Here is a 13,848-nt window from a genome sequence, read left to right on the forward strand (position 1 = left end):
CCGCATCGTCACATCAATTCTCGGCGCCGAGGCCGCGCGACAGCTTGGCGTCGCGGTCATAGGCCCTGACGATTTCCGCCACCAACGGATGGCGCACGACGTCGACATCGTTGAAGCGCACGGTTACCGCGCCGGCCACACCGTCAAGGACACGCAGGGCTTCGACCAGGCCAGATTTGGTGCTTGGGGGCAAGTCGATCTGCGTCGGATCGCCGGTGACGATCATGCGCGAATTCTCGCCGAGGCGGGTCAAAAACATCTTCATCTGCATCGGCGTGGTGTTCTGCGCCTCGTCGAGGATGACGGCGGCGTGTGCCAGTGTTCGTCCGCGCATGAAGGCCAGCGGCGCGATTTCGATGACTTCGGCGGCAATAGCACGCTCAACCTTGTCGGCCGGCATCATGTCGTAGAGCGCATCATAAAGCGGCCGCAGATATGGATCGACCTTTTCCTTCATGTCGCCGGGCAGGAAGCCCAGCCGCTCGCCGGCCTCGACCGCCGGTCGCGACAGGATGATGCGCTCGACCATGCCGCGTTCGAGCAGCATCGCCGCATGCGCCACCGCCAGATAGGTCTTGCCGGTGCCGGCGGGACCGATGCCGAACACCAGTTCCGAGCGCTCCAGCGCCCGCATATAGGCGTCCTGGTTGAGCGAACGGGCATAGATGGTCTTCTTGCGGGTGGATATCTGGGCGGCCGAGACCTTGCCCTTGCGCTCCAGCGTCGGCAACGTCAGCTGGTCGTCGGCGGCAACCGCCATGCGCACGGCGCCGTCCACGTCGGACTGGCCGATATCGGTGCCTTTCTGGAGAATGCCATAGAGATTGTCGAGCGCGCGGCGCGCCTGCTCGGCCGCCGAGGCCGAACCCTTGATGGTCAACTGGTTGCCACGCGAGCGGATGTCGACACCGAGCTTCTGCTCAATCCGGGCCAGGTTCTCGTCAAACTGGCCGTAGAGGGCGCTGGCAAGCTTGTTGTTGTCGAAAGTCAGAACGATGTGCGCCATGTCAGAGGCCCCGGATGCTTGATTCTGGGGCAGAGTCTTCACTTCAGCAGCGCTCAACCGTCTCTCCTCATCTGCCGAGGCCATCAGGCCAATTCGGCGAACAGGCTATTGTAGCCCGTCTTCGTGATTCGCACCCGGATAATGTCACCGATTTCGCCGGCCTTTTCATCAACAATAACCGGCTGCAGCCAGGGCGAGCGGCCGACCTTCTGGCCGGCCTGACGGCCGGGCTTCTCGATCAGCGTATCGATGGTGGTTCCGACCAGGCTCAGGCCGAAATCCTGCTGCTGCTTGAGCAGCAGGGCCTGCAGCCGTTGCAAGCGCTCATCCTTGACCGCTTCCGGCACGTGATCGGGCATCTCAGCGCCGGGCGTGCCGGGGCGCGGTGAGTATTTGAACGAGAAGGCCGAGGCGTAGTTGACCTGGCGCACCAGTTCCATTGTCGCCTCGAAATCGGCGTCGGTCTCGCCGGGGAAGCCGACGATGAAGTCGCCGGACAGCGCGATGTCGCCGCGGGCGGCGCGAATGCGCTCGAGCAGCGCCAGATAGTCGCTTGCCGTATGCCTGCGGTTCATCGCCTTGAGGATGCGGTCGGACCCCGACTGCACCGGCAGATGCAGATAGGGCATCAGCGCCGGCAGGTCGCGATGGGCGGCCATCAGTTCGTCGTCCATGTCGCGCGGATGGCTGGTGGTGTAGCGCAGCCGCGCCAAGCCGGGAATCTCAGCCAGCCGGAACAGCAGGCGGCCCAGGCCCCATTCCGCACCGTCTTCGCCCTTGCCGTGCCAGGCGTTGACGTTCTGGCCAAGCAGCGTCACCTCGCGCACGCCGGCTTCGGCCAGCCGCTCGGCTTCGGCGACGATCTGCGCCACCGGCCGCGACACTTCCGAGCCCCTGGTATAGGGCACGACGCAGAAGGTGCAGAATTTGTCGCAGCCTTCCTGAACGGTGAGGAAGGCGGTGACGCCGCGCTTGATGACTTCGGCATGCTTCGGCTGCGGCAGGTGCTCGAACTTGTCCTCGATGGCGTATTCGGTCTCGACGATCTTCTCGCCGCCGCGCACCCGCGCCAGCACGTCGGGCAACCGGTGATAGGTCTGCGGACCGATGACAAGGTCGACGGCGGGCGAACGGCGGATGATTTCCGCGCCCTCGGCCTGCGCGACGCAGCCGGCGACGCCGATCAGCATTTCGCGCCCTGCTGCGGCGCGTTCGGCCTTCATGTCGCGAATGCGGCCGAGTTCGGAATAGACCTTTTCCGCCGCCTTTTCCCTGATATGGCAGGTGTTGAGCAGCACCAGGTCGGCCTCGGCAATCGTGTCGGTCGCGGTATAGCCGTCGGCGGCCAACGCATCGGTCATGCGCTGGGAGTCATAGACATTCATTTGGCAGCCATAGGTCTTGACGAAGACCTTTTTGGCCGGGGCGGACGCCATGACCTTGCTTTCGGCGGCAATGTCGGCGTCGTTCCGCTCTATCGTGTTCAAATCCATCCGGCGGCTTCTAACGCCTTTCCGTGACAAAAAACAGACGATTCTCGAGATGCGCCGATAGGCGCACTGCCTGCGCTAGCGGCTCGGGAGGGGGTCGGCGAGTGCGGCCTGCATCATCGCGCGCACCTGGCTTTCCATCAGCCTCGATGTCTCCTTGCGGTTCGAGCCCTTGGAAAAGACGATTGGCTCGCCGAAATGCACTTCCACGTCGAGCGCGCCTTCGGCCATCAGCACCTTGAGATGCGGCATCAGGTCCTGATCGCCGATCCAGGCGGCGATCGACCTGTGACGGCGGCCGAGCGGCACGCCGTGCACCCGCGTATAAGCGATCGCCACCGGCTGGATGAAGACCCGTTCGGTGGTACCTTCCGAAATCGCCATCGAGGCGGCACCGAACAGGGTGCTCTTGAACGGTAGGATGGTGTTGCCGTCGCCAGTCGAGCCCTCGGCAAACAGAACCATCGCGTCGCCCTTGGCCATGCGGCTGGCGATCTCGCTGGCCTGGTCGCCCGCCGTGCGTTTGCGCTCACGCTCGATGAAGACTGTGCGTTGCAGCTTCGACAGCCAGCCTATCAGCGGCCACCCCTCCATGTCCGCCCTGGCGATGAACGTCACATCGGCAAACGAGCCGAGCACCATGATGTCGGTCCAGGAGATGTGGTTCGAGGCGACCAGCAGCGGGCGCTGGCTGGACAATTTGCCTTTGACGTGGATGCGCAAGCCGAGTGTGCGGACAATGAGCCTGTGCCAGACCTTCAGAATGACGGTTTCGCGCCAGATGCCGGTCTTCATCGACAGCAGCTGCAGCGGCACAAGGACCAGCGAGCCGACGACAACGAGGCTCAGCGCCAGGAAAATCCTGATTTTTCCGATCATGCGCCTGACCTTATCCCGCGTTCTGCGCTAGCGGAGATCGCGGCGCATGACAAGCGCGCCGGTCGGGCCATGTTCGGTCGAGCGGTAATAATTGGCGCGGTGGCCGACCTGGCGGAAGCCGAGCCGTCGGTACAGGGCGATCGCGGCGACATTGGTCTCGTCGACTTCGAGGAACAGCGCCTCGGCGCGCTGCGCGTGCAGTTCGCGCAGCACCGCGTCCATCAACTGCCAGCCGAGGCCCTGGCGGCGATGCGAGCGCGCCACCGCCACGGTCAGGATCTCGCCTTCGCCGGCAGCAAGCCTGGCCAGCACGAAGCCGACCGGCGGCTTGGCGCCCTGGCCGATCTCACGCGCGGCATAGCCGAACACGGTGTCCTGCTCGAGCAGCGCGGCGAATTCGCCGTCGGTCCACGGCCTGACGAAATCCTCGCGATGCAGCACCGAGACCGCCGGGCTGTCGGCGATGGTCAGCGGTTCGAGCGCATAGTCCCTGCGGCGCGGCTGGAGGAAGGGAATGCGCATTATTTGTCCCGCCGCGATAAAATAAACCCCGCCTGCGGCTTGGCATCGGCGCCGCGCAGATAGAGCGGTCTCGGTTTTTCGCCCTCGCCTTTTGCCGCTGCCAGCCGGGCGTAGACGGCAATGTCGGCAGTGGCCGATGGCGGGCCGATATCGAAGATGCGTCCGACCGCCGCGGCGATCTGCTCAGCCGCCGTGCCGGCAAGCACCGGAAGATTGTCAGCCGCCATTCCCGCGGCTTGCGCAAGTGTGGTCACCGCCGGACCATAGCGCAAAATCGCTTCCGCATCGTAAAACGCGGCATGGATCTCCTCGCGGCCGGCGTCGAGCGCCGACAGGACCGGGCGGCCGGGAAATGCCGCGCTTGCTTCTGCCGCCAGTGCTTCCAGCGTCGTCACGCCGATCGCCGGGATCTTCAACGCCAGCGCCAGGCCGCGGGCCGCCGACACACCGACGCGCAAGCCGGTAAAGGAGCCCGGGCCTATCGAGACCGCAACGGCGCCAAGGCCGGCGTAGTCTGTACCGCCGGCCTTCAGCGCTTCGTCGATGACGGCCATCAAGTGTTCGGCATGGCCCTTGCCGAGATCGCGCACGGAACGGCCGAGCTCCTTCCCGGCCGCCGCGTCATAGACGCAGGCGGCGCAGAGATTGGCGGCACAGTCGATGGCAAGCAGTTTCATGGGCGACCGGTTCGAAAAACAGTCTCCCTCTGCCCGCCATGGCTCGCCGCCGCAAGAGCCAGCGTGTAAATTGTTAAGCGGCTTCGCTTCGGCGTAGCCCGGACGGCTTACGCCGCCGGCGCGATGCGCAGCATGTGGTTGTCCCAGACATAGTCGGGTTCGGAGCGCGTCGTGCCGCTGCCCTCGATGATTTCGCCCGCACCCGTCGTCGCCATGAAGCCCGGTCCGTCGGGCGCCAGGCCGCAGACCTCGACCAGCGCCTTGGTGGTGACGATCTTGCCGCTGGCGGCATCGATCACGGCCAGCGAATTGCCTTCCGGCGACGACACCGCGACCGTTCCGGCGGCCGGATTGGCCGCGACCGAGCCGATATAGTTCTTGAAGCCGGACAGCACGTCCTGCGGCATGTCGATCAGCTGCAGGTCCTTGCCACGGGCAGCGCGGCCGACCAGCAACGGACGGTCGGTGTCTGGACCACGATACTGGCAGCCGAACCAGATGGTGCCGGACGCATCGGCATCCATGTGGCGGATCGACAGCTGGTGCAGGGAAGCCGGCAGCTCGTGTTTTTCGATGAGGTCGCCGGTGATGCGGTCGACCAGCACATAAGACGGCTTCATCGTCGTGATGTTGAGTTCGGCGCGGCCATAGTCCGGATGGGTCTCGATGCCGCCATTGGCGATGGCGATCGTCCTGCCGTCACCAAGCAGCAGAAGCTCGTGCGGCCCCATGCCATAGGTCGGGAACTCGCCGATGCGGCTGAATTTGGTGCGTGCGTCGTAGATTCCGACAACGCCGGCGGCATTGTCGAAATCATTCTCGGTGGCGTAGAGCAGCGCCCCATCGGCCGAGAACACGCCATGGCCGAAGAAGTGCCGACCGGTGATGCTGGCAATGGTCTGCGGCGCTTCGCGGCCGGTGTGGTCGAAGACCACGGCGAAAGTGCCGGGCTGCCTGGCGAAGACCACGGAGCGCTTCGATACCGGATCGAAGGTGACGTCGTGGCCACGGTCGGGCAGGTCGATCGCATGCAGTAGTTTGCCGGCTTCCGACAGCATAGCCGCGCCAAAACTGCCGTCGCGCTTGACGAAGGCGGTGGCAAAGACCGCATCCCTGCTGAGCGTTTCCGCCCAGGCCCGAGGCGCCATAGCCGCTATGAAGCCTGCGCCGGCGGCCTTGAGAAAATCACGGCGATCGATCAGTGGCGTCCTCATGATCAGTCTCCGTCGAGCGAGGAGAAGCCGGCGGTCAGGCCGAATTCGGCCGTCAACCTGGTGCCGATCAAGCCTGACAGGCTGGAGGTGATCAGCGCGAAATGCTCGAGCTTCTCGCGCCGCGCCGGATCGGCCAGCGCCTTGTCGATCGGGCCCAGGACTGACCTGGCGGTGGCGATGCCGTTGACCAGCTGGATATGGATCGATTCCGCCATCCAGCGTGCATCCTCCGACAACGCGTCGCCGAGCTTTGAGGCCTCAAACAGCGTGTCGATGCCTGAGAGATTGCCGGCTAATGACAGGCCGGTGTTCTGCGAGCGCCAGAAGATCGCCTGCCTTGGCTTGTCGGCATCCGGCTTGGCGCCGAGAAAACCCTTGAGGCGCACGTCTCGGACCATCTCCAACTCGTTGATGAAGATGCCGACCAGTTCGGTCACCGCTTCGGTGCCATCGCGATAGAGCGCGTTGTCGGGTCCCGGATTGGCCCACAGGGCCGCAAAGCCGTCCGGCTTTTTCCAGGCTGCGTCGACGTCGGCGGCCATCGTCTCGATATTCTTGGCAATCGCCGCGCCGTAGGCGCAGCGGTACGGATCGTCCTTGCCGGCGAGCGCCTCGGAGCCATCGCCATAGAGCACGAACTCCAGCGCCCCTAACCCCTGCATGGCGACGCTCTTGCCCGCCAGCTGCGCCGGGTCGGTGGCGGTCGGGTCCTTGGCGGCCAGAGCGGCCTGCACCTGCTTCAGGCCGATGCTCTTGCGGTCCGGCCAGTAGAGCATGCGCTCCAGCCGGTTGTTCTCCTTGATCGGCCCGAAGCCGATGATTTCGGCCGACGACCAGGCTGCGACCGTGGCCGAGAATTCGGCATGCGCGACATCGAGATTACCCTGCGAAGGTGCCTGGCAAAGCGCGTCCATGGCCTTGGCTAGGCCGTCCGCATGATCATGCAGACTGGCATAGGCGGGACGGACAAAGCCGTCGATCGCGCGCTGGATGACGTCGGAGGCTTTCACCGAGGCCGATGCCGGGCAGGACATGGCCAGCGCTAGCGCGAGGGCAGGCAAAAAGCGCTTCAGCATCAGAGTGACTCCAGGAATTTGATGAGAGCATTGCGGTCGGCCGCATCGGTAGCGGCAAAGCGGTCGCGCGCCTTCTGCCCCTCGCCGCCGTGCCAGAGGATAGCTTCGGTAAGCGTACGCGCACGCCCGTCATGCAGGAAGAAGCTGTTGCCGTTGACCGTTTGGGTGAGCCCGACGCCCCAGAGCGGCGGGGTGCGCCATTCGCGGCCCGTCGCCTCGCCAACGACCTGGCCATCGGCGAGACCGGGACCCATGTCGTGTAGCAGGAAGTCGGAATAAGGCCAGACCAGCTGGAAGGCTTGCGCTTTGTTGGGCGTGCCGCGCATGGTGACGAATTTCGGCGTGTGGCAGGAGATGCAGCCCATGTCGTAGAACAGTTTCTTGCCGGCGAGCACGGCGGGATCGCCGACATCGCGCCGCGCCGGCACGGCAAGGTTCTGCGAATAGAAAGTGACAAGGTCCATCACCGGCGACGGCGCCTCGACAGTACCGAGCCGCTTCTGGACGCCGTTCGGCATGGCGAGGCAGGCCTTTTCGGCCGTAGTACAATCGCCCCAATGGTTGGGCTCTTCCGGCGTCGAAATGCCGATATCGCCGTCAAAGGCGTCTGCCGCCTGCCGGCGGATCGAGGCGGTTTGCGCCTTCCAGCCGAAGCGGCCGAGTGTCAGTTCGTCGCTGCTGACGTCGCGTACGATGTTGGGTTTGCCGGAAATGCCGTCGCCATCGCGGTCGTCCGGATCAGCGTGGGCAAGAATATCGGCCGGTGCGATCTGTTCGATCAGGCCAAGGCCGATCATCGGCGGCGTCAGCCGCGGCGACACTGTAGTGTGCGGATCGAGCGGGCCGTAGCCAAGACCATCGATGGCATAACTCGGTTTGCGCAGCGAAACGACGGTGCCGTCGCCAAGCGCAACCTTTTCATCGCCATAGTCGACACGCATGCGGCCTTCGCCCTTGAGGCCGGGAACCGCCAGTTCCTGCAATTGCGTGCCGTAGACAGGGTCGGGGAAGTTCAACACTTTGTGCCCGGCGATCTCGGCCTTTTCCTCCGCTGTGCTGGCATCGCGCGCCAGCCGTAGCAACATCGAGGTGGTGCGGCTGTCGGCTGACGGCGGACGGCCGCGGCCGTCCTTCAAATGGCAATTCTGGCAGGCACGCTCGTTGAACAGTGGCCCGAGACCATCCGAGGCCTGGGTCGAGGACGGCGACGACACCCAGTTCTTGCGAAAAAGCGCATTGCCGAGCTTGAAATTGCTCTCTTCCTCGAAGGTGATGTTTTCAGAGGGTTGCGAGAAGGCGTCGCGGTCGACCTGCTTGCGCGAGGTGCCGGCGCCGCCTTGCATCGTTTCGAAGGCTTCCGGTTTGGAGAAATCGGCGGTCGGCCTGGTGACTGCAATGACGCGGGCCTGATCCTTCGGCGTCAGGTCGGTGCGGCTGGTGGCGAGGCCGGCCGGGTCCACAGCACCAGCCAGCGCCGGGGCCGAAACAATCGCAAGGATGGCAATCGAAAGCCCGCGAAACGGCTGGTATCGCGGGTTTTTGAGGAGCGGCAGGCCGTTAGCCCGCCGCAAGCGGCGCGGAAAATCTAGGAGGCGCCGCATTCCCGCATGGTCCTATTCCGCCTCATCCGCCGATGCGGCGTTGAGCTGGCCGTACTTTTCCTCGCCGATCGAGGCCAGCAGGTCGAGCTGCGTCTCGAGGAAGTCGATATGACCTTCCTCGTCGGCCAGCAATTCCTCGAACAGCTTCATCGTCACGTAGTCGCCTGCTTCTTCACAGATCTCGCGCGAACGCTTGTAGGCGGTGCGCGCGTCATATTCGCCGGCAAGATCGGATTCGAGCACTTCCTTGACATTCTGGCCGATGCGCAAAGGCGCCACGGACTGCAGATTGGGGTGGCCTTCGAGGAAGATGATACGGGCCACCAGCCGATCGGCATGGTGCATTTCCTCGATCGATTCGGCGCGTTCCTTCTTTGCCAGCTTGGCGTATCCCCAGTCCTCCAGCAGACGGAAGTGCACCCAGTACTGATTGACGGCGCCGAGCTCCAGGAAAAGAGCTTCGTTAAGCCGCTCTATGATCTGCTTTTCGCCTTTCATGGGTTCTGCTCCCGTATTGGACGCGCAGGCCTCTAACGCGATCCAGATGTGAAACGATGTCGCCGCTCGCCTCCGAGCGGGCGTGGTAATTTTCGGTGACCCGAATGATCGTTTCGACCACATTTGGGAAGCAGCCGCAACAGCGACCGCGCTTTTGCATCGTGTGATAGACTTTCGCCGGCACGATGAGCTGCCAGGGATCCTGATCCAGCAGATCGACGATCGTCTGCTCAATCTCCTTTTCGGTGATGATATTGCAATGGCAGATCAGCATGGATTGGCTCTGGCTGACGGCGCCTCCTCCGCGCCGTTTGGCTGGTGGTTGGTTGGGGTGTTACTTGAACACCTTCTCCGGTGCATCAAGGCTGTCGGAACCCTCAAAAGCAATGTCGTTGAGCTTCAAGGCACCAACGGCGCGTTCGATCGACTTGGTCTGGTCGACCAGAGCGTCGATTGCCGCCTGCACCGTGGCGTTGCCTTCGGTGTTGCCCTCGGCGATCTGCTGGTCATAGGCCTCACCGGCCACGGCCCGCGCCTTGATCGCCTCCATCTTGGCGACCGAGACGTCGAGCTTGTCGGACAGTTCCTTGTCGATCGCCGGATCGGCCGCCTTGACCATATCGTGCACCGACGGGCCCGAAACGACGGTGCCGTCGAGGCGCGCGTAGCTGGCGAGATAGGCGGCGCGGATGCCGATCGCGTCATAGAGATGCGAGTTGTAGGTGTTGTCGGAGAAGCAGTCGTGCTCCTCTTCCGGATCGTGCAGCAGCAGGCCGAGTTTCATGCGCTCGCCGGCAAGTTCGCCGTAGGACAGCGAGCCCATGCCGGTGAAGATCACCGAAATGGCGGTGTTCGGCTGGCCGTCGAGGAGGTTCTTGCGGGCGGCGCCGTCTTCCTTCCAGTTGCCGACCATCTCCTGCAGGTCGGAGACCAGCAGGTCGCTGGCCGACTTCAGATACTGCGCGCGGCGGTCGCAATTGCCGCCGGTGCAATTCTTGAGGTCATAGTCGGTATAGGGCCGCTCGCCGGCGCCCAGGCCGGTGCCGTGCAGATCCTGGCCCCAGAGCAGGAATTCGATGGCATGATAGCCGGTCGCAACATTGGCTTCGATGCCGCCGGCTTCCTGCAGCGTGCCGGAGAGGAACTCCGGCGTCAGCTTCGAGGCGTCGACCTTCTTGCCGTTGATCTCGATTTCCTTGTTGGCGATCACATTGGCGGTGTAGAGCGCGTTGGCATCGGACTCGGTGCCATAGCTCTTGGCGACATAATCGATCAGGCCTTCGTCCAGCGGCCAGGAGTTCACCTTGCCTTCCCAGTCGTCGACGATCTTGTTGCCGAAGCGATATACCTCGGTCTGCTGGTAAGGCACGCGCGACGCCTTCCAGGCATCGCGGGCGGCGTTGAGCGTGTCGGCCGATGGATTGGCGAGCAGCGCGTCGACTGCCTTGTCGAGCGCCTGCGCGGTGGTCAGCGAATCCTCGTACTTGGCCAGCGCGATGTCGGAATAGGTTTTGATGACCGCCTTGGCGTCGGTCTCCGCCGCCTTGGCCGGCAGGATGAAAACCGCCGCCGTCAACATTGCCGTGGCACCGATCGCAGCCAGCCTGCCGCCATATCGTGCTGTCATCATCATTCTCCAGTTCAAAGGGAATTCGCTAAAAGGCGCGCGTGCCAAACGGTGCCAGGACACAGGCATGCCATACGTCACAACGGATGCCGCGCCGTTGCGCGGCTCACGGTAGAAAGACACCAAATGCCTCCAATCGAACGGGTTCAAGGCCCAAACATCAAAGGGATGCGCTGACGCGCGAGCCTCCATAAAGCGATGGCGGCGCTGGAAGTCAACTGGCGAACCCCAGAAAATTCAATTGAAACAACAGTTTAGAATTATTCTAAACTAGGACTATCAACTTTAAATCGTATCCCCAGCAGCCCTGGTGAGAGACACCGAGATTGACAGACGACCATTCCGGGTGCGACCCGGACCCGGGCTCTTGCGACGGCGGCAGACAATCGCCATCTGGCGGAACAGCTCACAATCAGAGAGCATGATGTCGTCCGCAAACCGCTTCACACTTTTCGGCATCATGCTCCAGATTTGAAACAGGAATTCGGGTTGCGATGAAGAACGGTGTCGTCATTGTCGGTGCGGGTCATGCGGGCGTGCAAGCGGCCGCCAGCCTGCGCGAGGAAGGCTATGACGGACCAGTCATCCTGATCGGCGACGAAAACGAGCTGCCCTACCACAAGCCGCCTTTGTCGAAGACCTTCATCAAGGATGCCGAGGCCAAGGCGCAGCCATTGCGCGGCGAGGCGTTTTACACCGGCAGCACCATCGACTTCAGGCCGGGCATCCGAATCGACCGCATCGATACGGCAGACCGCAGGCTGGACATAGTGGGCGGCGGCGCGCTTGCCTTCGACCGCCTTATCCTGGCCACCGGTTCGCGGCCGCGGCTTCTGCCGCTGCCGGGCGGGGACCTCTCGGGCGTGCTGTCGCTGCGCTCGATCGCCGATGCGCGGCTGATCCGCGAACTCAGTGCGCAGAGCGACGATGTAGTCATTCTCGGCGGCGGCTTCATCGGGCTGGAAATTGCGGCGACGCTGCGAGTGGCCGGCCGCAACGTCACCGTGGTCGAAGCCGTCGACCGGCTGCTCGGCCGCGCCGTGGCGCCGGTGGTGGCGAGCCATGTCCGCCAGCGGCTGGAGGCGCTGGGCGTGCGCATCCTCACCGGCACCACCATCGCCAGGCTGGAGGGCGAAAACGGCCATGTCTCAGCCGCCCTCACTTCCACCGGCGAAAGGTTGCCGGCACGCATGGTCATTGTCGGCATCGGCGCGGTGCCGAATGTCGAACTGGCGCAGGCCGCCGAGCTGACTGTCGCCAATGGCATCCGCGTCGACCAGCAGATGCGCAGCTCGGTGCCTGACATCCTCGCCATCGGCGACGCCGCTTCCTACCGCCACTGGTCGACCGGCGGCGACGTGCGGCTGGAATCGGTGCAGAACGCCACCGACCAGGCCCGGCTTGCCGCGCGCACCATAACCGGCCACGCCGACAGCTATTCGGCCGTGCCTTGGTTCTGGTCGGACATCGGCGACATGAAGTTGCAGATGGTCGGGCTGACGTCAGGCGGCGACAGCCATGTCGTGCTGGGCGATCTCGCCGACAACAAATTCTCGATCTACCACTATGCCGGAAGCCGGTTGCTCGGCATCGAATCGGTCAATCGCCCCGGCGACCATATGCTCGGCCGCAAGATGCTCGGCGCCGGCTTCTCGCCGACGCCGCAGACGGTAGCGGAAGGCCCTGATGGGCTGAAGGCGGCGCTGGCGGCGTTTCAGCAGGATGAGCCGGCAAGGGCTGCGGGCTAAACGCCTCTTTACCTCCCCCTTGTGGGGAGGTCGGACCGCAGGTCCGGGTGGGGGGCTTGGCGCCGCCCCCCGCCCCGCTGCTTCGCAGCGACCCTCCCCACAAGGGGGAGGGTAAGCGCTAAGCAGCGCAGACTTCGCGGATCGAGCTTTCCAGAATGTCGAGCGCCTCGTTCATGACATTGTCCTGGATGGTGATCGGGGCCAGGAAGCGGATGACGTTGCCGTAGACGCCGCAGGTCAGCAGGATCAGGCCCTTGTCGAGCGCCTTCAGCCGAATGGCGTTGGCGATCTCAGCCGACGGCAGGCCTTTCTTGACGTCGTTGAATTCGACCGCGTTCATGAAGCCGAGGCCCCTTATATCGACAATCTCGGGCACGTCGTCACGGATCGCCTGCAGCCGTTGCTTCAGCCTGGCGCCTAGCGTGTTGGCGCGGTCGCAGAGCTTTTCGTCCTCGATCACGTCGAGCACGGCGTGTGCTGCAGCGACACCGATCGGGCTGCCGCCATAGGTGCCGCCGAGGCCGCCGGGGCCGGGCGCATCCATGATTTCGGCGCGGCCGGTGACCGCCGCCAGCGGGAAGCCGCCGGCCAGGCTCTTGGCCATGGTGGTGATGTCGGCCGCAACCTCGTGATGGTCCATGGCGAACATCTTGCCGGTGCGGGCAAAGCCGGTCTGCACCTCGTCGGCGATCAACAGCATGCCGTGCTGGTCGCAGAGCTTGCGCAGCGCGGTCAGGAACTCGCGTGGCGCGTCGTAAAAGCCGCCCTCGCCCTGGACCGGCTCGATGATGATGGCGGCGACGCGGGCCGGATCGACATCGGCCTTGAACAGTCTGTCGAGCGCCGCCAGCGAATCCGCGACGGAGACGCCGTGCAGCGGCACCGGGAACGGCGCATGGTAGACGTCACCCGGCATGGCGCCGAAACCGACCTTGTAAGGCACGACCTTGCCGGTCAGCGCCATGCCCATGAAGGTGCGGCCGTGGAAGCCGCCGGCAAAGGCGATGACGGCCTGGCGGCCGGTGGCGTTGCGGGCGATCTTGATGGCGTTCTCGACCGCCTCGGCGCCGGTGGTGACGAAGATGGTTTTCTTCTCGAACTTGCCGGGCAGCATGGCGTTCAGCCGTTCGGCCAGCCTGACATAGCTCTCATAGGGCACCACCTGGTGGCAGGTGTGGGTGAAGCGGTCGAGCTGCGCCTTGACCGCTTCGATCACCTTGGGGTGGCGATGGCCGGTGTTGACGACGGCGATGCCGGAGGAGAAATCGATGTAGCGGCGGCCTTCGACGTCCCAGATCTCCGAATTCTCGGCGCGGTCGGCATAGATCTGCGTCGTCATGCCGACGCCGCGCGAAATCGACTGGTTCTTGCGTTCGGAAATGGCTGCGTTCTTCATGGTCATCCCTCGCCGGGCTGGCGCCCGCTCTTGCTTGACAGGTCTCAAGCCTGTTCTGGCCTTATTTCACGTTTTCCTCAAGTCGGCACCGTCGCCCGGCGATTGGGCCTGCCC

General features: G+C 64.1%; 13 protein-coding genes. 1 reads left to right on the top strand and 12 read right to left on the bottom strand.

The features are described from left to right. Positions 1-13: 13 nt before the first annotated feature. The 11 genes from AC1D1L_RS01295 to AC1D1L_RS01345 form a co-directional block, all read right to left on the bottom strand. Entirely contained in the window at positions 14-1,006 is a 993-nt protein-coding gene (locus AC1D1L_RS01295; protein WP_477338178.1) for a PhoH family protein, read from the bottom strand. 83 nt (positions 1,007-1,089) lie between these two features. Next, a complete protein-coding gene (gene miaB, locus AC1D1L_RS01300; protein ID WP_477338727.1) occupies positions 1,090-2,442 on the bottom strand; it encodes a tRNA (N6-isopentenyl adenosine(37)-C2)-methylthiotransferase MiaB in 1,353 nt (450 codons plus the stop codon). Positions 2,443-2,574: 132 nt separating this feature from the next. Further along, complete coding sequence (olsA, locus tag AC1D1L_RS01305) at positions 2,575-3,375, bottom strand: lyso-ornithine lipid O-acyltransferase (protein WP_477338180.1); 801 nt, start codon at positions 3,373-3,375, stop codon at positions 2,575-2,577. 27 nt (positions 3,376-3,402) lie between these two features. Continuing rightward, on the bottom strand, positions 3,403-3,897 hold the full coding sequence (gene rimI, locus AC1D1L_RS01310; RefSeq protein ID WP_192249924.1) for a ribosomal protein S18-alanine N-acetyltransferase: 495 nt from the start codon (positions 3,895-3,897) through the stop codon (positions 3,403-3,405). Then, entirely contained in the window at positions 3,897-4,574 is a 678-nt protein-coding gene (gene tsaB / locus AC1D1L_RS01315; protein ID WP_477338183.1) for a tRNA (adenosine(37)-N6)-threonylcarbamoyltransferase complex dimerization subunit type 1 TsaB, read from the bottom strand. Before tsaB ends, rimI begins: the two co-directional genes overlap by 1 nt. Before the next feature lie 107 nt (positions 4,575-4,681). Continuing rightward, positions 4,682-5,788: a DUF1513 domain-containing protein gene (locus tag AC1D1L_RS01320; RefSeq protein WP_477338185.1), complete on the bottom strand. Its 1,107-nt coding sequence runs from the start codon at positions 5,786-5,788 to the stop codon at positions 4,682-4,684. Between the two features lie 2 nt (positions 5,789-5,790). Continuing rightward, positions 5,791-6,864, bottom strand: a complete 1,074-nt coding sequence (locus AC1D1L_RS01325; RefSeq protein WP_477338187.1) for an imelysin family protein — start codon at positions 6,862-6,864, stop codon at positions 5,791-5,793. After that, positions 6,864-8,465, bottom strand: a complete 1,602-nt coding sequence (locus AC1D1L_RS01330; RefSeq protein WP_477338189.1) for a di-heme oxidoreductase family protein — start codon at positions 8,463-8,465, stop codon at positions 6,864-6,866. The genes AC1D1L_RS01325 and AC1D1L_RS01330 overlap by 1 nt, the downstream gene beginning before the upstream one ends. 12 nt (positions 8,466-8,477) lie before the next feature. Then, the gene (bfr, locus tag AC1D1L_RS01335) at positions 8,478-8,963 is read right to left on the bottom strand and encodes a bacterioferritin (protein WP_142868533.1); all 486 of its coding nucleotides are present in this window, start codon (positions 8,961-8,963) and stop codon (positions 8,478-8,480) included. Beyond that, positions 8,929-9,237, bottom strand: a complete 309-nt coding sequence (locus AC1D1L_RS01340) for a (2Fe-2S)-binding protein (RefSeq protein ID WP_112566456.1) — start codon at positions 9,235-9,237, stop codon at positions 8,929-8,931. The genes bfr and AC1D1L_RS01340 overlap by 35 nt, the downstream gene beginning before the upstream one ends. A 60-nt stretch (positions 9,238-9,297) precedes the next feature. Next, entirely contained in the window at positions 9,298-10,590 is a 1,293-nt protein-coding gene (locus tag AC1D1L_RS01345) for an imelysin family protein (RefSeq protein ID WP_477338191.1), read from the bottom strand. A gap of 494 nt (positions 10,591-11,084) precedes the next feature. On the opposite strand from AC1D1L_RS01345, the gene AC1D1L_RS01350 reads away from it, so the two are divergent. Beyond that, on the top strand, positions 11,085-12,338 hold the full coding sequence (locus tag AC1D1L_RS01350; protein ID WP_477338193.1) for an NAD(P)/FAD-dependent oxidoreductase: 1,254 nt from the start codon (positions 11,085-11,087) through the stop codon (positions 12,336-12,338). A 118-nt stretch (positions 12,339-12,456) separates the two neighbouring features. On the opposite strand, the gene AC1D1L_RS01355 is transcribed toward AC1D1L_RS01350, so the two are convergent. Further along, positions 12,457-13,734 (bottom strand): 4-aminobutyrate--2-oxoglutarate transaminase, encoded by a 1,278-nt coding sequence (locus tag AC1D1L_RS01355; protein ID WP_142868528.1) that lies wholly within the window; start codon positions 13,732-13,734, stop codon positions 12,457-12,459. Positions 13,735-13,848: the final 114 nt, after the last annotated feature.

It is taken from the genome of Mesorhizobium sp. P2_D6 (genome assembly GCF_056404315.1).